Origin of the sequence: Achromobacter spanius (genome assembly GCF_002812705.1) — a bacterium.
GTDB lineage: Bacteria > Pseudomonadota > Gammaproteobacteria > Burkholderiales > Burkholderiaceae_B > Achromobacter > Achromobacter spanius.
Genome location: NZ_CP025030.1, coordinates 4300674 through 4319973, shown reverse-complemented (window position 1 = coordinate 4319973; position 19300 = coordinate 4300674). Strand labels below are relative to the sequence as shown.

The 19300-nt window shown below is 61.3% G+C and carries 18 protein-coding genes; 12 read left to right on the top strand and 6 right to left on the bottom strand.

Going from position 1 to position 19300, the window contains the following annotated elements:
- Positions 1 to 3 precede the first annotated feature (3 nt).
- The 3 genes from CVS48_RS19450 to CVS48_RS19440 all read right to left on the bottom strand — a co-directional run bounded on the left by CVS48_RS19450 (position 4) and on the right by CVS48_RS19440 (position 3626).
- Positions 4 to 780, bottom strand: coding sequence for an ABC transporter ATP-binding protein (locus CVS48_RS19450; protein ID WP_100857755.1), 777 nt, complete (start codon positions 778 to 780; stop codon positions 4 to 6).
- Between the two features lie 5 nt (positions 781 to 785).
- Positions 786 to 2468, bottom strand: a complete 1683-nt coding sequence (locus CVS48_RS19445) for an ABC transporter permease (RefSeq protein WP_100855873.1) — start codon at positions 2466 to 2468, stop codon at positions 786 to 788.
- A gap of 114 nt (positions 2469 to 2582) precedes the next feature.
- On the bottom strand, positions 2583 to 3626 hold the full coding sequence (locus CVS48_RS19440) for a Fe(3+) ABC transporter substrate-binding protein (RefSeq protein WP_100855872.1): 1044 nt from the start codon (positions 3624 to 3626) through the stop codon (positions 2583 to 2585).
- A gap of 266 nt (positions 3627 to 3892) precedes the next feature.
- On the opposite strand from CVS48_RS19440, the gene CVS48_RS19435 reads away from it, so the two are divergent.
- Complete coding sequence (locus CVS48_RS19435; RefSeq protein ID WP_100855871.1) at positions 3893 to 4669, top strand: ferredoxin--NADP reductase; 777 nt, start codon at positions 3893 to 3895, stop codon at positions 4667 to 4669.
- Between the two features lie 104 nt (positions 4670 to 4773).
- Here the strand turns inward: CVS48_RS19435 and CVS48_RS19430 are convergent, their stop codons facing one another.
- Genes CVS48_RS19430 through CVS48_RS19420 form a run of 3 tightly spaced genes read right to left on the bottom strand, consistent with a single transcriptional unit; the run spans position 4774 to position 7525 of the window.
- On the bottom strand, positions 4774 to 5739 hold the full coding sequence (locus tag CVS48_RS19430) for a Bug family tripartite tricarboxylate transporter substrate binding protein (RefSeq protein ID WP_100855870.1): 966 nt from the start codon (positions 5737 to 5739) through the stop codon (positions 4774 to 4776).
- A gap of 41 nt (positions 5740 to 5780) precedes the next feature.
- Positions 5781 to 6170: an AtuA-related protein gene (locus tag CVS48_RS19425; protein ID WP_100855869.1), complete on the bottom strand. Its 390-nt coding sequence runs from the start codon at positions 6168 to 6170 to the stop codon at positions 5781 to 5783.
- Positions 6167 to 7525: an acyclic terpene utilization AtuA family protein gene (locus CVS48_RS19420; RefSeq protein ID WP_100855868.1), complete on the bottom strand. Its 1359-nt coding sequence runs from the start codon at positions 7523 to 7525 to the stop codon at positions 6167 to 6169. Before CVS48_RS19420 ends, CVS48_RS19425 begins: the two co-directional genes overlap by 4 nt.
- A 95-nt stretch (positions 7526 to 7620) precedes the next feature.
- Between CVS48_RS19420 and CVS48_RS19415 the strand changes: the two genes are divergently transcribed.
- The 11 genes from CVS48_RS19415 to CVS48_RS19365 all read left to right on the top strand — a co-directional run bounded on the left by CVS48_RS19415 (position 7621) and on the right by CVS48_RS19365 (position 19297).
- Complete coding sequence (locus CVS48_RS19415) at positions 7621 to 8535, top strand: LysR family transcriptional regulator (protein WP_100855867.1); 915 nt, start codon at positions 7621 to 7623, stop codon at positions 8533 to 8535.
- A 108-nt stretch (positions 8536 to 8643) separates the two neighbouring features.
- Positions 8644 to 9030 (top strand): Rid family detoxifying hydrolase, encoded by a 387-nt coding sequence (locus tag CVS48_RS19410; RefSeq protein WP_046804923.1) that lies wholly within the window; start codon positions 8644 to 8646, stop codon positions 9028 to 9030.
- 39 nt (positions 9031 to 9069) lie between these two features.
- A complete protein-coding gene (recG, locus tag CVS48_RS19405) occupies positions 9070 to 11160 on the top strand; it encodes an ATP-dependent DNA helicase RecG (RefSeq protein WP_100855866.1) in 2091 nt (696 codons plus the stop codon).
- An 82-nt stretch (positions 11161 to 11242) separates the two neighbouring features.
- On the top strand, positions 11243 to 12193 hold the full coding sequence (locus CVS48_RS19400; RefSeq protein WP_100855865.1) for a LysR substrate-binding domain-containing protein: 951 nt from the start codon (positions 11243 to 11245) through the stop codon (positions 12191 to 12193).
- 154 nt (positions 12194 to 12347) lie between these two features.
- Entirely contained in the window at positions 12348 to 12851 is a 504-nt protein-coding gene (locus CVS48_RS19395) for a Dps family protein (protein WP_100855864.1), read from the top strand.
- Positions 12852 to 13207: 356 nt separating this feature from the next.
- Positions 13208 to 14002, top strand: a complete 795-nt coding sequence (locus CVS48_RS19390) for an SDR family NAD(P)-dependent oxidoreductase (RefSeq protein WP_197723147.1) — start codon at positions 13208 to 13210, stop codon at positions 14000 to 14002.
- 106 nt (positions 14003 to 14108) lie between these two features.
- Positions 14109 to 15602 carry an LTA synthase family protein gene (locus CVS48_RS19385; protein ID WP_242001215.1) on the top strand — a complete coding sequence of 498 codons (1494 nt, stop codon included), beginning with the start codon at positions 14109 to 14111 and terminating at the stop codon, positions 15600 to 15602.
- 72 nt (positions 15603 to 15674) lie between these two features.
- On the top strand, positions 15675 to 16727 hold the full coding sequence (locus CVS48_RS19380; protein WP_242001216.1) for a KpsE/RkpR family capsule polysaccharide export protein: 1053 nt from the start codon (positions 15675 to 15677) through the stop codon (positions 16725 to 16727).
- Positions 16728 to 16856: 129 nt separating this feature from the next.
- Complete coding sequence (locus CVS48_RS19375; protein ID WP_242001217.1) at positions 16857 to 17846, top strand: polysaccharide biosynthesis/export family protein; 990 nt, start codon at positions 16857 to 16859, stop codon at positions 17844 to 17846.
- Between the two features lie 9 nt (positions 17847 to 17855).
- Positions 17856 to 18641 (top strand): ABC transporter permease, encoded by a 786-nt coding sequence (locus CVS48_RS19370; RefSeq protein ID WP_100855860.1) that lies wholly within the window; start codon positions 17856 to 17858, stop codon positions 18639 to 18641.
- Entirely contained in the window at positions 18638 to 19297 is a 660-nt protein-coding gene (locus CVS48_RS19365) for an ABC transporter ATP-binding protein (RefSeq protein WP_100855859.1), read from the top strand. The genes CVS48_RS19370 and CVS48_RS19365 overlap by 4 nt, the downstream gene beginning before the upstream one ends.
- The last annotated feature ends 3 nt before the right edge of the window (positions 19298 to 19300 follow it).

Below are 19300 nucleotides of genomic sequence, written 5' to 3'. Positions count from 1 at the left end.
CGTTCAGCGCCCGCGGGCGAAAGCCTGCTCGCGCTGTTCTTCCAGCGCTTCGCGCCGGATGAAGTCGCGCACGAAGTCGTTACTCGGGCGATGGTGCAGGTTGTAGGGAGTGTCCCACTGCGCGATGCTGCCCTGGCTCATTACTCCGATGCGATCCGCGATGGCGAAGGCTTCGGCCTGATTGTGGGTGACGAGGATGGCGGTGTGGCCGGTCGTCTTGAGGATGTCTCGCACCTCGAACGCCAGGCGCTCGCGGGTGTCCACGTCCAGGTTCGAGAACGGTTCGTCCAGCAACAGCAGGTCGGGCGAGGGCGCCAGCGCGCGCGCCAGCGCCACGCGCTGTTGCTGGCCACCCGAGATCTCGTGCGGATAGCTGTTGGCGGCATGGGCCAAGCCCACCAGCGTCAGCATTTCTTCGACACGGCGGGCGCGCTCATCGCGCGGCAGCTTGCGCAGGCCGAAGGCGACGTTCAGCGCTACCGTCAGGTGCGGGAACAGGGCGTAATCCTGGAACATCATGCCAACGCGGCGGTGTTCGGGCGCGACTTGTTCGGTTGGCGATGAGATCACCGTACCGTCCAACAGGATGCGGCCGGCGCGCACGGGCTCAAAGCCGGCGATGGCGCGCAGCACCGTCGTCTTGCCGCAGCCGGATTCCCCCAGCAAGCAGCCGATATGGCCCACGGGCAAGCCCAGCGACAAGTCCTGCACAACGGGCTTCAAGCCCTTGGGCGTGTCGTAAGCCAGGGAAAGATGTTCGATTTCTAAGAGATCGGGCACGATGATCAATGTCCCATTTTCAGATTGGTGCGCGCCAGCAGGATGACGGGCAGAAGGCCGGCCAGCACGATCGCCAGCGCCGCCACGGCGCCTTCCTCGTACGTGCCGCGGGCGGCTTCGGCGTAGAGCCAGGTTGCTAGCGTGTCGAAATTCATGGGCCGCAGCAGCAGGGTGGCCGGTAGTTCCTTCATGGCGTCCACGAACACCAGCAGGGCACTGGCCGCCAGCGCGGGGCGCAGCAGTGGCAGGTGGACGCGGCGCAAGGTGCCGCCGGCACTTTCCCCCAACAGGCGCGATGCCTGCTCAAGCGAAGGCGGAATGCGCGCAAGGCCGGCTTCCAGCGCACCGGTGGAAATTGCCAGGAAGCGGATCACGTAGGCACATACCAACGCAGCCATGGACCCCATCAGGAACAGCCCGGTTCCGCCAAAGACCTTGGCGACCGCGGTGTCGATCCACACGAAAGGCGTCAGCAGCCCGATGGCCAGCACGGTGCCGGGCACTGCATAGCCCAGGCTGGCAATACGCGCGCAGGCGCGGCCGGGGTTGAATCCCGCGCTTTCGCGCAAGGTGCGCCCGGCCCAAGCCACGATCAAGCCGCAAAGCAGCGTGACGATGGTGGCGCTGAACGCCACGATCAGCGTGTTGCTCAGGCCGTTGATCAGTTGCTCGGACACGCCGCCCACCAGATGCAGGCGCTTGTAGGTTTCCACGACCAGGTACAAGGCCGGTGCTACAAAGCCCAGCACGACGGGGATCCAGCCCAGCACGGCGGCGATGGCGGCGGCCGGCCCGTGCAGCCGACGCGCCTGCATTGGCCGCATGCGCTGCGTGTTGGCATAGCGTTGCCGCTTGCGGCCATGGCGTTCCAGCAGGATCAGCCCGATCACGATGGCCAGCATCGTCAGCGCGATCTGCGCCGCGCCCGCCAGGTCGGACCGCGTGACCCAGGTGGTATAGACCGACACCGTCAACGTCTGCACACCCAGGAATTCAGAGGCGCCGATGTCGTTCAATGTTTCCAGCAGCGCCAGGCTGACGCCCACCACGATGGCGGGGCGGGCCAGCGGCAGGGCCACTCGGCAAAACACGGCGATGCGGCCGGCACCCAAGGTGCGCGCGGCTTCCAGCAGGCTGGCCGCCTGCGTCATGAACATGACGCGCGTGCTCAGGTAGACGTAGGGGTACAGCACGAAACCCAGCACGAAGATGGCGCCGTAGATCGACCGCAGGTCAGGCAAGCGGAAATCGCGTGGGCTGTCGTAGCCCAGCAGGGCGCGGATGGCGGTCTGGATGGGGCCGATGGGGTGCAGCAGGTCCAGGTAGGCAAACGCAATGATGTAGGTGGGTACCGCCAGCGGCAGCAATAGCGCCCAGGTCAGGATGCGGCGCGTGGGAAAGTCGTAGGCGGTCACCAGCCAGGCAGCGCCCGTGCCCAGCAGCGTGACGACCACGCCCACCCCTGCAAGCAGCATCGCGGTGTTGGCCAGCGCTTGCGGCAGCACGTAACTGGCCAAGTGCTGCCAGTGCGCCAGTTCACCGCCCAGCGCCCACCAGCCCAACGTCAGCACGGGGGCCAGCACGGCCAGGGCGATCAGCCCGGCGCCCGCCAGCCAGCCCGCGCCGCGTTCTGTCCAGCGCAGGCGCATGGGCCGGGGCAAAGGCCGGGGCAAAGATTCAGTGTGCATACTTCAAAGTCGATGGCATCAATGGCAAGGCCTGTTCCCTTCAAAAAAAGGGAACAGGCCCAATACTGTCAGACCGCCGCATCACGCCATAAGCGTCATGCGGCTATCGAAAGATCAGTTGTCGAAGCCGACCTTGTCGACCAGCTCGCTGGCTTGTTTGCGATGCTTGGCGATTTCAGTCAGGGGCAACGGATCAACCTTCAATTCACCAAAGCTGGCAATAACCGGGTCCAGCTTCACGCCCTTGCGCACGGGGTATTCGTAGTTGGCCTGGGCATACAGCGCCTGGGCGGGTTCCGACACCAGGAAGTCCAGCAGCTTGATGGCGTTGGCCTTGTTGGGCGCGTGCGCGGCCACGGCTGCGCCGCTGACGTTCACGTGCGTACCGCCGCTTTTCTCGTTGGCGAACGTCGGGCGGATGACCTTGATGGCATCGCCCCACTTGCGCGCGTCGGTGCCGGGTTGGGCGTTCTTCATGTGGCCCACGTAGTAGGCGTTGGCCAGGCCGATGTCGCAAATGCCGCCGAGGATGTCGCGAGCCACGTCGCGGTCACCGCCCGCGGCCTTGCGAGCCAGGTTGGCCTTGACGCCGCGCAGCCATTTTTCGGTGGCTTCGGCGCCGTCATGCGCGATCATGGACGCGACCATGGCGGTGTTGTAGGGGTGCTGGCCGGAACGGATGCAGACCTTGCCCTTCCACTTGGGGTCGGCCAGGTCTTCGTAGCGGAAGGACTCCAGCTTCAGGTCCTTTTCTACATACAGCACGCGGTCGCGCAGCGACAGGGCGTACCACTTGCCGTCGGCGCCACGCAGGTTGGCGGGAATCACGGATTCCAGGGTTTGCGACTTGATCGATTGCGTCACGCCGCCGTCAACCAGGTCCAGCAGGTTGCCGATGTCCACGGTCATCAGCACGTCGGCGGGTGACTTGGCGCCTTCGGCCTTGACGCGTTCCAGCAGGCCGTCCTTGACGAATACTGTGTTGACCTTGATGCCGCTTTCTTTCGTGAAGGCGTCCAGCAGAGGCTGGATCAGCTTCGGTTCCCGAGTGGTGTACAGGCTGACTTCTTCGGCGGCATTGGCCGAAACGGTGAAGGCGGCGGCGCCTGCCAGCGCGAGGGCGCGCAGCAGCGAATTCAATTGGGGACGCTTGGTCATGTCGGGAACTCCGGCTAGGGCAGCTAGCGGACAGGGCAGGGCGAAAAGCCTGATCTTTCCACTGCTTAAAACAGTCTGCTAACGAAAATGATTATCAACTGAGAACGCGACAATAACAGGAAGCAAAGGCGCATTCAACTTTTCGTAAGGGGTGGCTGTTCCAGGCTTGATCCCTATCAATACGGCATAAGCGTATTACGGAATAATGAGACAAGTTCCCAACAAGACCTGTAGAATAGGGTCAACCCTAATACAACGAATCCGACATGGCTGCTTTCAACACTGAGCGCGTACTTAGCGTGCACCACTGGAACGACACCCTGTTTTCCTTCACCACGACTCGTGACGCGGCCTTGCGGTTCCACAACGGCCACTTCGTCATGATCGGCTTGGAAGTTGAAGGCAAACCGCTGCTGCGGGCCTACAGCATCGCCAGCGCCAACTACGAAGAAAACCTCGAATTCCTCAGCATCAAGGTGCAGAATGGCCCGCTCACGTCGCGGCTGCAGCATCTGAAAGAGGGCGACACCATTCTGGTCAGCCGCAAGCCGGTTGGCACCTTGATTGTCGATGATCTGAAGCCCGGCAAGCATCTGTTCCTGTTCGGCACGGGCACCGGCCTGGCGCCTTTCATGAGCATCATCAAAGACCCGGACATCTACGAACGTTTCGACAAGGTCATTCTTGTGCACGGCGTGCGTTGGGTCAGCGAACTGGCCTACGCCGACTTCATCGAGAAAGAACTGCCGAACAATGAGTTCTTCGGCGACGTCGTCCGCGAAAAGCTCGTGTACTACCCCACCGTCACGCGCGAACCGTTCCGCAACCAGGGCCGCATTACGGAACTGATGGAAAACGGCAAGCTGTGCGACGACATCGGCATTCCGCAAATCAACCCGGAAACCGACCGCGCCATGATCTGCGGCAGCCCGCATATGCTGGCTGACATCAGCGCCATGCTCGACAAGCGCGGCTTCACTGTGTCGCCGGGCGTGGGCCAGCCGGGCGACTACGTGGTTGAGCGTGCGTTTGTTGATAAATAATCGATAGACAAGCCGTCCAGGGCTTGAAGAAAAAACCCATCGCATGCGATGGGTTTTTTGCTATGGGGCCAGCCACGCGCCAAGGTGGCCCCACTGCGCCTGCATCATTCCGGCTGGATACCCGCCTTCTTGATGATGTCGCCCCACTTCTTCGATTCGGCTTGCTGGAATTTCGCCAGTTCCTCCGGCGTGGAGCTGGCGGCGTCGGTGCCTGTCTGCGCATAGAACTGCTGGGCGGGCTTGGCCTTGGTGGCGTTGACCAGCAGTTCGTTCAGGCGCTTGACCACATCAGGCGGCGTGCCGGCCGGCGCGTAGGCCGCGAACCAGTAGCCCATTTCGTAGCCGGGCACGCCGGCTTCGGCAATCGTCGGCACGTCCGGCGCCAACGGCGAGCGCGCCGTGCCCGTCACGCCCAGCGCGCGCAGCTTGCCGGATTTGACCTGCGGCAGGCCGGTGGCCGTGTCGGTAATCATCATGTCGATCTGGCCGCCCAGCAGGTCAGTGACCGCCAGCGGGTTGCTCTTGTACGGCACGTGCAGCAGTTGCACACCGGCCATCTGCTGCAAGAGTTCACCTGCGATGCGGCTGCTGGAGCTGCCGCTGCCAAAGCTCAGCTTGCCGGGCTGCTTTTTGGCTTGCGCCAGGAACTCGCCCACGGTCTTGGCCGGCGAGCTGGGGTTCACCACCATGATCTGGCCGCCTTTGCCCAGCAAGGTGATCGGCGCGAAGTCCTTCACCGGGTGATAGGTCAGCGACTTGTACAGGTGTTCATTGGCGGCGTGGGTGGTGTTCGTGGTAATCAGCACCGTGTAGCCATCCGGCGTGGCGCGCGCACCGGCGGCGGCGCCGATCATCGCGCTGGCGCCCGGTTTGTTTTCAATGACCACGGCCTGGCCGGTCTGCTCGGTGACGCCCTGGCCGATAGCGCGGCCGATCTGGTCGGTGGCGCTGCCGGCTGCGAACGGCACGATGAAAGTAATGGGCTTGGTGGGGAACGATTGGGCCAGGGCGCTCAAAGGCAGGGCCGCGGCCAGCAACAGGGCCAGGCGGCCCTTGGATGAAATGCGCATGTTGTGTCTCCTGTGATGTTTTTATAGGGGGTGGAAAAGAATCAGGCGGCCGGGGGACGGTCGCCGGGTACATCTGGCAGCCGGCGCGCCAGTTCAGCACTGACCTCCACCGTCAGGTCCAGCAATCGGAAAGACAGGCTCTTGCCGTGCGTGTCCAGGTTCAGTGCGTCGTTCACGCCGCCGTCCAACACGCCTTCCAGCACGAAGTTCATGGCGTGCAGGGTGGGCAGCAAATAGCGCGTAACGCGCGCGGGATGGCGGTACGCAAACCAGTCGGCCACGCGCGCCTCGGTCACCTGCGCTGCCAGCACTTCGTAGCACTCCGGGTCCCAGGCGATCAGGCTCAGGTTGGAAATGTTGCCCTTGTCGCCAGAGCGGCTGTGAGCCAGGCGGTACAGCGGCACGGCCTGCGAGTTTGACGATTGGCTCATGGCGCGATGGCCTCCAGGAAGTTCCAGCCGCTTTGTACGGCGTCGCGGGGGATGGTGCACGACAGCATGTTCAGCCGCGGCCGCAGTGCGGTGCGCACGCCGCCGCCGCCGGCTGGGCCGCAGGTGTACAGCGCCGTGACTTCGCGCAGGATGCGTTCGGCCTGGCCGCGGTCGGCGTGTTCGCCCGCCAGGCGCAGGCGCACATCGCGCGCATGGGAATCGGGCAGCGCGCGGCGCATTTCGCCTGCGTCGTCGCCCAGGATGCTGATGGCGCCGATCAGGTCGGCGCGCAACGTGAATGAGGATCCCAGCCGCTTTTGCACGATGTCTGCCGCCAGGCGGGCGCGCGCTTCGGCTTGCACGCCAGCGTAAGAGATCTCGGCTTCGGCCAGCCACCCACCGCGATAGCAGACGTTGACCTTCAATTCGGACGGCCGTGCGTGGCCGGTGATGCCGTGCACGGCGACGCGGTTGCCGCCCAGTTCCATGACACGCGCCTGGCTCAGGTCAGCCACCACATCGGGCGTGAGATAACGCGCGGGGTCGTGGACTTCGTACAGAAGCTGTTCCTTTACCGTGCGGGCGTCCACCGCGCCGCCGGTGGCGTCGGCCTTGCCGATGATGAATTCGCCGTCGGCATCAATCTGCGCAATGGGAAAACCGGCAGCGTGCACGTCGGGCACCTCTTTCAGGCCCGGCACGCAGAAGTAGCCCCCCGTCACCTGCAAGCCGCATTCCAGCATGTGGCCGGCCATGGTGGCGCGGCCCAGGCGGGGCCAGTCTGCCGCGTCCCAGCCAAAGTGAGCCAATGCCGGACCCAGCGTGAGCGATGGGTCGGCCACGCGGCCGGCCACCACCACCTGTGCACCGGCCGCCAAGGCCTCTGCGATTTCCGTAGCGCCCAGATAGGCCGTCGCGCTGACCACGTCGTGTCCGGCCAGCACGGCGCCCAAGCGTTCTTGCAACAGGGCGCGTTGCTCGGGCGTGTTCAGCGCGTCGCCATGGATGACCGCAATGCGCGGCACGGGCAAGCCCTGTTCGCGTGCGATGGCCGCAATGCGTCGGGCGGCCGCCTGGGGGTTGGCCGCGCCGAAGTTGCTGACGATGTTGATGCCGTGGCGCAGGCAGTCGGCCAACACCGGCGACACCAACTCGTCCAGCAGCGGTTCATAGCCGCGATCGGGGTCGTCGTTGCGCGCCAGTTGCGCCAGCGCCAGCGTGCGTTCGGCAAGTGTCTCGAAGATAAGCGTGCCGCCGCCCTGTGCGGCCAGGGTGCGCACCACGGCGGCGGCGCCATCGCTTCGGTCGCCCGAAAAGCCAGAGGCACAGCCGATAAGCAGGGGAGATTGAGGCATGAGAGGTCCAGTCGGCCTTGCGGTTTCAGGCCACTATAGGCATGCACGGATCATCCGTAAAATAGAAAGATCGGATTAATTGATAGAGAAAATCCATGAATCTATCTGCCCGGCAACTGCGCGCCTTTGTTGCGCTTGCCGACGAACGCCATTTCACGCGGGCCGCGCAGCGCTGCCATCTGACGCAGCCCGCCTTCAGTGCGCTGATCCGGCAACTGGAAGACAGCGCCGGGCTCAGGCTGTTTGACCGCAACACCCGGCACGTTGAGCTGACCGCCGAGGGCAGGGTGCTGGATGCGTCCGCGCGCCGCCTGCTGGCGGACATGGACCTGGTGATGGAAGACATGCGCGACCACGCCGCCCGCCGCCGTGGCCGCGTGGCGCTGGCCGCGCTGCCGTCGCTGGCCGCGGGCTGGTTGCCTGGCCTGCTGGCCCGCTTTGGACAGGCGCATCCGGGCATCGTGGTGGACTTGCGCGACGCCTTGCTGGACCCATGCCTGGACATGGTGCAAAGCGGGCAGGTGGATTTCGCCGTGGCCTCGCGCCGGGCCGACATGACGGACCTGGACAGCGAATTCCTGCATGCCGATCGGTATTTTCTGGTGTGCAGGGTGGATCATCCCCTGGCACAGCAGGCCAAGGTGCGGCTTCGGGATATCGCCCGCTACCCCGTCATTCAGCTTGCGCGCGGCAGCAGTGTGCGCAAACATCTGGACGAGGCCTTCGGCGCCGATGCGCCTTTGCCCGTGTTTGAAGTGGAGCATCTGGCCACCGTGACCGGGCTGGTTCGCGCCGGGCTGGGGGTGTCGGTTGTGCCCGCCATGACGCTGTTTCATTTCGCCAGCCAGGACTTGCGCGTGGTGCCGCTGGCCGGGCGCGCGCTGACCCGGCCGCTTTACCTGGTGCAGCGCAAAGGCCGCAGCTTGTCGGTGGCCGCGCAGGCGTTGGCGGACTTGTTGATTGCGCATCGGGGCGATATCGGCGGCGCCGGCCATCAGGCAGAGGTATGAAACAGGGCTTCAATCATCCCTGCGGCATTCGGCCACTTTCGCAAACGTCTATTGCTGGATAAACTTCGATAGTTGTAGCTTCTATCCGTCACCTCAAGGATTCCGCCCATGAGCAAGCAAATCATCCATACCGACGCCGCACCCGCCGCCGTTGGCCCTTACTCGCAAGCGGTTGCCGTTACCGGCACCAAGACTGTCTACCTGTCGGGCCAGATCGGCCTGGAACCGGGCACGGGCGATCTGGTCTCCGAGAATTTCGACGCACAAGTGCGTCAGGCCTTCGCCAACATGCAAGCCGTGATCACCGAAGCCGGTGGCACGCTGGACAACGTGGTCAAGCTGACCTTGTTCCTGACCGACCTGGGCAAGTTCACCGCCGCCAACTCCATCATGGCCGAGATCATTCCGCAGCCGTTCCCGGCGCGCTCGACCATTGGGGTGGCCAGCCTGCCCAAGGGCGCGCAGTTCGAAGTCGAAGCCATCATGGTTCTGTAAGGCGTACCCGCACGCAGCATTCCAGGGGTTCGTTCCAGCATGCCGGCCGCGGCCGTGGCTTCCAAGCGACCCGGCGCCGATAAAAACGGCGCCGGCAAACCCATGACGGATACAGAGCGCAAGCTTCGTAATCTGGGTCTGGTGTTGCCCGAGGACTTCGTGCTGCATCTGCCGCTGCGCTACGAGGACGAAACCCGCGTCATTCCGATCAGCGCCTTGCGGCCGGGCTATGCCGGGCAGGTGGAAGGCGAGATCACAAAATCCGAGGTGCAGTACCGGCCTCGGCGCCAACTCACCGCCACGTTGGCGGACGAGACCGGCGAAATTCAACTGCGCTGGTTGAACTTTTATCCCAGCCAGCAAAAGCAGATCAGCGTCGGTAAGCGCCTGCGCGCGCGCGGGGAAGTCCGCAGCAATCTGTTCGGCCGTCAGATGGTGCACCCGCGCATGACCAATGCCGACGCACCATTGCCCACTGCGCTGACCCCGGTCTACCCCTCCACCGAAGGCCTGCCGCAACTGACGCTGCGCCGCGCCATCGCCCAGGCGCTGGATCGTGCCGACTTGTCTGACACGCTGCCGCAGGAAGCCCTGCAACGCTACGACCTGCCGCCGTTCGAACCGGCCATCCGCGCCTTGCATACCCCCGCGCAGGGCGAGTCCGAACAAGCGCTGCTGGACCGCGTGCATCCCGCCTGGCGCCGCATCAAGTTCGATGAACTGCTGGCGCAACAACTGTCGCTAGCCGCCGCGCGCGCCGCCCGCCGCATCAAGGAAGCGGAATCGCTGCCGGTGCGCAATGAACCGGGTGGTTTGGTCGCCAAGCTGTACGCCAACCTGCCGTTCAAACTGACTGCCGCCCAAGAGCGCGTGGTGCAGGAGATTTCGGCTGACCTGGCCAAGCCGTATCCCATGCACCGCCTGTTGCAAGGCGACGTGGGCAGCGGCAAAACCGTGGTCGCCGCCATTGCCGCCGCGCAGGCCATTGCCGGCGGCGCGCAAGTAGCCTTGATGGCGCCCACCGAAATTTTGGCCGAACAACACTTTCGCAAACTGGTGTCGTGGTTGCAGCCCTTGGGCGTGAATGTGGCTTGGCTAAGTGGCAGCCTCACCGCCAAGGCCCGCCGCGAAGCCGCCGCTGCCGCCGCTGATGGCAGCGTGCGACTGGTGGTGGGCACGCAGGCGCTGATCCAGGACCACGTTGAATTTCATCGCCTGGGCCTGTCCATCGTCGACGAGCAGCACCGCTTTGGCGTCGGCCAGCGCCTGGCCCTGACCAAAAAGGGCGAAACCGTGCGCGGACGCATCGTCCCACATCAATTGAACATGAGCGCCACGCCCATTCCGCGCACGCTGGCCATGACGTTCTTCGCGGACCTGGACGTCTCGGTTATCGACGAATTACCGCCGGGCCGCACCCCCGTGCTGACCAAGCTGGTCTCAGACGCGCGGCGTGAAGAAGTCATTGCCCACGTCGCCCAGGCGGCGCGTGGCGGGCAGCAAGTGTATTGGGTCTGTCCGCTGGTGGAAGAAAGTGAAGCCCTGGAACTGCAGACGGCGGTGGACACCTATGAAGGCATGCGGGTTGACCTGCCTGACCTGCGCATTGGCCTGGTCCATGGCCGCCTGCCTCAAGCAGAAAAAGCCGCCGTCATGCAGGCGTTCCGCGAAGGCGAGGTTGACCTCTTGGTCGCCACCACCGTCATCGAAGTGGGCGTGGACGTGCCCAATGCATCGCTGATGGTCATCGAACACGCCGAGCGTTTCGGCCTGGCGCAACTGCATCAGTTGCGCGGGCGGGTAGGGCGCGGCACCGCCGAATCGGTCTGTGTGCTGCTCTACCAGACGCCGCTGTCGCAAGTAGCGCGCGAACGCCTGCGCGCCATGTTTGAAACGTCGGACGGCTTTGAGATTGCCCGGCGCGACCTGGAACAGCGCGGCCCTGGCGAATTCCTGGGCACGCGGCAATCCGGCATGGCGCTGCTGCGTTTTGCCGACCTGGAAACCGACGCCGCCATTGCGGAAGACGCGCGCGATGCGGCGGTATGGCTGCGGGCCGAACACCCCGCGGCGGTCGAGGCGCATCTGACGCGCTGGATGCGTGGTCGCGAAGACTTCCTGCGGACCTGATGCGATGCGGCCCGCACTTAACCTGAATCACCTCAGCGCAGGCCCCAAGGCCCGCGCGCAACCCCCGGGGGCGTAGTCCACCATGACTCTCACCGAACTCAAGTACATCGTTGCCGTCGCGCGCGAACGCCACTTCGGGCGCGCCGCCGAAGCCTGTTTCGTCAGCCAACCCACGCTGTCGGTCGCGATACGCAAGCTGGAAGACGAACTGGGCGTGACGCTGTTCGAACGCGGCGGCGCCGAGGTGGGCGTTACCCCCATCGGCCAACGCATCGTCGCGCAGGCGCAGAAGGTGCTGGAAGAAAGCGCCAGCATCAAAGAGATTGCGCGACAGGGTCATGACCCGCTGGCCGGCCCCTTGCGCGTGGGCGTCATCCATACCATCGGACCCTACCTGCTGCCCAAACTGGTTCCCGTGCAAATCGGCCGCACCCCGCAAATGCCGCTGCTGCTGCAAGAGAACTTCACCGTGCGCCTGGTGGAACTGTTGCGACAGGGTGAAATCGACTGCGCCATCATGGCGCTGCCGCTGCCCGAAGCGGGCCTGGTCATGCAGCCGCTGTACGACGAACCCTTCATCGTCGCCGTGCCTAACGACCACGAACTGGCCCAACGAAAATCCATCGACGCTCAGGACCTGAAGCAGCAGACCATGCTGCTGTTGGGCAGCGGCCATTGCTTTCGCGACCAGGTGCTGGAGGTTTGCCCTGAGCTGTCACGCTTTTCAGCGGCCAGCGACGGCATCCAGCGCACCTTCGAAGGCTCGTCCCTGGAAACCATCCGCCACATGGTCGCCGCCGGCATCGGCGTGACCGTCCTGCCCATCACCGCCGTGCCGGAACACCCGCCCAGCAACAGCCTGCTGCGCTACCTGCCGTTTGATGGCCATGTTCCCGAACGGCGCGTCGTCCTGGCGTGGCGCCGCAGCTTCCCCCGCCTGGCCGCCATCGAAGCCCTGGCCCAAGCCGTCTACGAATGTGAATTGCCCGGCGTCAAGATGCTGGCCGACGAGGTGGCGGCGATACAGGACTAGCCGCGTATTAAAGGCCCGGCACATAGCGACGCGCACCTCATTTGCGCCGTATCAATGCAAGGCTTTGCCAGCGCGGTTTTGTGCGGCGTTTGCGTCAATTCATCATGTTTGCAGTGGTATCCTTCCTTCGTACTTTTCCTAATAGGAGCTAGCAATGGCCAAGTCCCCCAAGAAGACCCCGAGCAGCGCCCCGCGCATCAATATCGGCATTTCGGACAAGGACCGCGCCGCCGTCGCCGGCGAATTGTCCAAGCTGCTTGCTGACTCGTACACGCTGTACTTGATGACGCACAACTTCCACTGGAACGTCACGGGGCCCATGTTCAACACGCTGCACCAAATGTTCATGACCCAGTACACCGAAGAGTGGACCGCGCTGGACAGCATCGCCGAACGTATCCGCGCCCTGGGCCACTACGCGCCGGGCACGTACCGCGAATATTCGAAGTTGTCGTCCATTGCCGAACCTGAATCGGTGCCGGAAGCCCTGGAAATGGTTCGCCTGCTGGTCAGCGGAAACGAATCCGTCGCCAAGACCGCCCGTTCCGCCTTTGAAAAGGCCGACGCCGCCAACGACCAACCCACTGCCGACCTGTTGACGCAGCGCTTGGACGTGCATGAGAAGAATGCGTGGATGCTGCGTAGCTTGTTGCAATAATCCGATCAGCTAATGCCAAATAGGCATTAGCTGGTGATGCATTAATGCGCCGACCCCCCCTGCCGGGCGGATATCGGAACATTATGAAATTGAACAATGGCCGCCACAGGGTGGCCATTGTCCGTTATGCTTCTTGCCGAAGATAACGCCACGGCGATTTCAATTTTGTGCCCTTTCAATATTGGCTGTTAACGCGCAGCAATAATATTGGCGATAAAGGCACATCCTCTTAATGCAATTCCAATTATTACGCCTGATTGACGGGGGGCGGGTTTTTGCACGCGCCAATGTCGTGCATTGCATAGCCGTTACCTGGCGTAAACGCTTGATGTATCGCCCAACGCGTAAGGCAAATAATGAAAATGTTCGAAGGCTGTGCGGCCGGACCGCCTCGTTGTGTATTGATTACCGGCGCAACGGGTGCAATCGGCGGGGCGCTTGCACTGGAGTACGCGCGGGCAGGAACGCAAACCCTGGTTTTGCAGGGGCGTAACGCCGCCCGCCTTCAAGCTTTGGCTGAGGCGTGTGGAGCACTTGGAGCGCGTGCGGTCACGCAACTGCTGGATATTCGTGATCATGACGCGCTCATGGCCTGGCTGGGTGCTGTAAGCGATACCGAAATGCCCGATCTTGTCGTCGTCAATGCAGGCGTCAATATCAATACCGGTCCGAATCAGCGGGGAGAGGACTGGCAGGGCATACAAAGGTTGTTGGACGTCAACATCAAAGCGGCCTTTGCGACCGTGCAAGGTGTGCTGGCCGGTATGCGGAAGCGGCGGGGTGGCCAAATTGCGCTGATCAGCTCGCTCGCTGCCTGGCGCGGGCTGCCGGAGACGCCCAGCTACTGTGCCAGCAAGGCCGCGATAAAGGTATATGGCGAGGCCATGCGGATTGCCATGGCCGACGAGGGGATCAAATTCAATGTGGTCATGCCCGGTTATGTCGAATCGCAGATGTGTGCGGATATGCCCGGACCAAAACCCTTTTTGTGGAAACCCGACAAGGCCGCACGGGCTATTCGGCGTGGCTTGGCGGCAAACCGACCGCGCATCAGTTTTCCCCTACCGCTAAGTCTCGGGTGCTTTCTGTTGTCGACGATTCATCCAACGGCATCCGAGTGGGTGCTCAGAAGGTTGGGCTACGGTGCTTGAGGCTTTCTGGATACCGTTGTTGCCTCCGTATTTGACCGGCCTCGCGCTGTCATGGGGTATCGAGAGCCTGCTCAAGCCGCGACCGGTTGCGCCTTGGAGTCGGCCGATGGCCGCAACGGCGGTGCATGTCGGGATCTGGACGCTGGCATTCGCCCTCGAACTGGCTCTGTTTCGCCGGCCCTGGTTTGGTGTGATGAACGTGTTGGCGATCCAGTTGTTGATCGTGTCGGTAAGCAACGCAAAGTTCCGCGTGCTTAGGGAGCCTTTCGTCTATCCGGACGTTGAGTACTTTCTGGATGCTGTACGGCATCCGAGGCTGTATCTGCCCTTTTTCGGAATTGATCGTGCCGTGGGAGCAGCAGGGGGGTACGCCCTGGCGTTGCTGGCGGGGTTGACCCTGGAAGACTCGGTCACGGCGGGGGTGTGGCTGGTTTCCTTCAGGGAATTGTCGCGGGATCAGATGCTTGACCCTGCCGCGCCAGAGGCATTGTTCTTGACGTGCACGCTGGCTATGGCGGCTGCGGGGGCGATCGTGGCGAAGTTGGCCGGGCGATGCGTACGCGTTGCCTTCAAGGCCGATAAAGATCTTGGTCGTCTGGGCATGGTTGCATGCCTTTGGGCGTACGGGCGCAGTGAGAAGCAGCCGACCACCGTCCAGCGCGCCGGAGCACCATTCCTTCGGGCCAATCGTCCGGGCACCTTGCCCGCTACCTTGCCCAATCTCATCGCCATTCAAAGCGAGTCGTTCTTCGATGCACGGCGTATCTATCCGGAGTTGGTGAAGGACGACGTCCTGTCGAACTTCGATGTGTTGAAGACTCAGGCGGTCGAGCATGGGCGCCTGAAAGTGGCCGCATGGGGGGCCAACACCGTACGAACGGAGTTCGCGTTTCTTTCAGGCATGGAGGCTGAAGCGCTGGGCATCCACCAGTTCAATCCCTATCGCAGGCTGGCGCCCGAAGGCGTCGCGACCATTGCGTCCTATCTCCGTTCATTGGGCTACCGCACGATCTGCGTACACCCGCATCACCGGACGTTCTACCGGCGTGACCGGGTCCTGCCGCGGTTGGGGTTTGATGAGTTCATCGGGATTGAGGCGTTCGAGGGTGAGCGGCGCGAGGGGGCGTACGTGGGAGACATCGCGCTGGGCGGCCAGGTGGCCAAGATCTTGCAGCGTGCATCCGCCAAAGCGCCTTTGTACGTGCACGCAATAACGATGGAGAATCACGGCCCCTTGCATTGGGAGAAGGTCACCGCCAGCGATATCGCTTGCGTCTTCAAGGCGCCAATGCCAGAGGGCTGCGAAGACCTTGTTGCCTACGCAAGGCACCTGCGCCACGCAGACGCAATGTTCGGGGCGTTACGGCAGACGTTGGCCAGCGCCGAACAGCCTGCTTCGCTATGCATCTTTGGTGACCACGTGCCGATCATGCCGCGCGTCTATCAGCGTCTGGGTCAAGCAGACGGCACAACAGACTACGTGATGTGGCACTCATGGCGCACCGACCGTGCGCAGGGTGCCGCCGGGTATCAAAGGCATGTGCGCACGTTGGCTGAAGCGTGGCTCAAAGAAGCTGGATTACAGATCCAGCACAGGTAAATCGTCAATAACCATTAGATGACATATCTACAAAAAATGAAGTCGAACCGCTTGGTCATATGGCTTGTTGGCATGCCAATGATCCTGGCTTTGGTGTACTACAGCGCGTTCGCACTGGATAGATACTTAAGCACCGCACAAGTCGCCGTTAGGCAGGTGGGGAATGCCGAAACCCCTCAAGTGCCGGGCCTGGCAGTCATGTTGAGCGGGCTTAACCCGACCTCTCGCGAAGAGACCTTGTATCTCAGGGAGTTCCTGACTTCGCAGGACATGCTGGATGTGTTGCAGCAGAAGGTGGATTGGTCATCACATTATTCTGGGCGCTGGCAAGATCCCATTTTTTGGTTATCTGGCAGTGCTCAGCGAGAAGATCTGCTCGAATACTACAGGCGCGTCGTGTCCGCCCAATTCAACGAGCAAACTGGTCTGTTGACAGTGAGTGTGCAGGCGTTCGACGCGGTATTCGCTAAAGAGGTGCTGAAAATCATGTTGGCCGAAAGCGAGCGCTTCGTAAATGAGTTGTCGCATCGCATGGCGCGCGAGCAAATGGCATTTGCGCAAAGCGAACTTGCCAAGGCCAGAACTGAATATGAAGACCGTCGAGAAGACATGCTCAGATTCCAAAATGATAATAATCTGCTTGACGCCGAAGCCACCGCAAAAGCCCGGGCAGGGATAATTGCCGATCTGGAAGCAAATCTGACCAAAGAACGGACCCTGCTTAAGGGCTTGATCGGTACCTTGAATGCCGATACGCCGCAAATTCGCCAGCAGCGCAATCGAATCAGCGCCGTCGAGCAGCAGTTGGCATCCGAGATCCAGCGCCTGGTATCGCAAAAGGGGGGAGATAAGCTGAATGTCGTCGCGTCACGATATCGAAATCTGGCCATAGACGCAGCGATTTCAGAAGAAGCCTATAAATTCGCCGTGAGTTCGGTGGAGTCCACTCGGATGGAAGCCAGCAAGAAGCTCCGCAGTCTGGTTACCGTGGTATCTCCCAATCTTCCCGATCGCGCTGTGTATCCGGAAAGAATATATAACCTGATCACCTTGCTAGTGGCTTTGGGGCTGCTGTATGGCATTGCCCGGTTCGTGATCGCGACCGTGGAAGATCACCGTGACTAAACGTCCATACCGAAAATGATAACTGCCCATATTCGCTGCATTCTGCGCGCGACGGCCTTGATCTCGCCTATGGTCTTGGCCGGCTGCGCAAGCCTGTTGTCCTCCGCAGGGCCGTCTCGATATTCAGTGATGAGCGACGGTCAAGCGCAAAACTACACGGTGATTGATTTATCCGCTGAGACGATCACGCCCTATATGCGATTGCCCGAGCCTGCGCCAAGTGGCGCGGTAGCGCTGCCCTCGGTGCCTGAAATTCATCTGGTGCCGGGTGACGTGCTCCGAGTGATGATCGCTGACTCGTCGACGGAGGGCGCCATTTTTGCGCCATTGGCCGTGGGAGGGACTGTCTTTGACAGCCTACGCATCGATAGCGAAGGAACCATTTCACTGCCCTATGTGGGACGGAAGGCGGTCGCCGGGAAGACGCCAAATGAAGTCGAGGCCTTGATCCGAAAAAAGCTCAAGGGCGTCACGGGCGACCCCCAGGTGCAGGTGTCGTTGACCGGCGATTTGTCGGGATCTGTTCTTGTCGTGGGCGCGGTCAAGACACCCGGTCGCTTTTCAGCATTGCAGGGCCCGTTGACGCTGCTTGATGCGATTAACCGGGCTGGCGGGCCGCTACTGGAACCGCATTTGATTCGCGTGGTGGTGCGCACGGGCGAAAGGTCGTATCAGTTCAACTACGAGGATCTGCTTTCAGGGAATAACCAAGTCTTGCCCCCGGGTGCTGAAGTCGTGCTTGAGCGTGCACGCAAGCGCTTCGTGGCAATGGGGGCTGTCGGAGACCCGGGGTTGCATGATCTGCCGTCGAATAACCCCAGCCTGCTGGAGGTGTTGGGCAAGGTCAAGGGGCTTAACGAGACCAAGGCCGACGCTGCCGGAGTATTCGTATTTCGGTTGGTGGTTTCCACGGGTCCCGGCACGGGCGGGATGCAGTCAAGGGCTGAGGTATTCCGATTGAATCTTAAAGAACCGGCAGCCATGTTTTTGGCGCGCCAGTTTCTTGTGCAACCCGAGGACGCCGTGTATGTCACGAATGCCGCCGTCTACGAATGGCAAAAGATAATATCTCCCATTGTCCAGGTGCTGGTCCTGGGGCGTACTGTCGACAGCTTTTGATATCCCACAGTGAAAAAGCGCTCAGCCCTCAGAATCAATCAGGATGTTCTGTTTGCATTGATCCTTCGGGAAATGCGAACCAGATTGGGCGACCGGAGAATGGGAGTTTTCTGGGTTTTATTCGAGCCCTTCGCTCAGGTGGCGTTGATGATATATATTTTTAGCGCGTTTCGCGGTAAAACCCTGCTTAGAATTGACTATCCGATATATCTTCTGATGGGCATGCTTCCGTTTTTTCTCATGCGCAATATTGCGCTGGGAGTAATGGAAGCCGTAGGCGCAAATCAAGGGCTTTTTGCATACCTCAATATCAAGCCATTCGATACCTTTGTCGCCAGGGTTGTTGTTGAGTGCGCCATTTCCGCGTGCGTCCTTATATTGATGTTGGCCGTTTTTGCTTGGTTTTTCGGGTATCAGGTACGGGTGGCGAAACCCATGCAATGGCTGGCGTGGATGTCGGTTGGGGTCATTCTTGCATTCGCTATTGGTATTTTTCTTTGTGTTTTTGTCAAGAATTTCCCGAATTCAAAAATATTCATAAGAATGACGTTCATGGTTATCTATATTTTAAGCGGAGTTTTATATCCTATCTGGCTGCTTCCGCCTGAGATACTCGAAATGCTTAAGGCCAATCCATTTTTTCATATCGTGGATGGTCTGCGTCAAACCGGGATTGCCAATTATCCAGATACGTCTGGAGTGAATATCGGATATCCCTCGTCGATTTCCCTGGTCCTGCTTTTTCTGGCAATGGCAATCTATAGAATCCAGCGCCGCGAGTTGATCGCAACATGATCGAGATCAGGAATATTTCAAAGTCGTTTGTGACGCCAAAGACGGGTCGCCGCTTCATCTTCAAGGATTTTTCGTGCACGATTCCCTCGGGCCGGAATGTCGCGCTTGTTGGACGAAATGGCGCGGGAAAATCGACACTCATGCGCATGCTCTGCGGCCAGGATGCGCCCGATGCCGGGCAGATAATCTCTAGCAAAACAATATCGTGGCCTGTCGGGCTCTCGGGTGGGTTCCAGGGGTCATTGACGGGTCGTGAAAATGTAAAGTTCGTATGCAGAGTGCAGGGTGCGAATCCAGCACGAATGCGGGAGATGGTTCGCGAGGTCGAGGCGTTTTCGGATATTGGCGACTACTTCGATATGCCGGTAAAAACCTATTCTTCCGGAATGCGAGGCAGAGTCGCGTTCGGTTTGAGTTTGGTATTTGAATTTGACTATTATCTGGTCGACGAAGCGATTTCCGTAGGCGATGCGCATTTCAGGGAAAAGGCGGCTCAAGCACTGCGCGATAGAGTTGGTGTGTCCAATCTGATCCTGGTCACCCACGGGATGGGGCAGGTTCGCACGATGTGTGACTACGTTATATATCTGAAGGATGGCAAGGCCATTCCATTCGAGGACGTGGAAGAGGGCATAGCCGCCTATCAACAAGGCTAGTTC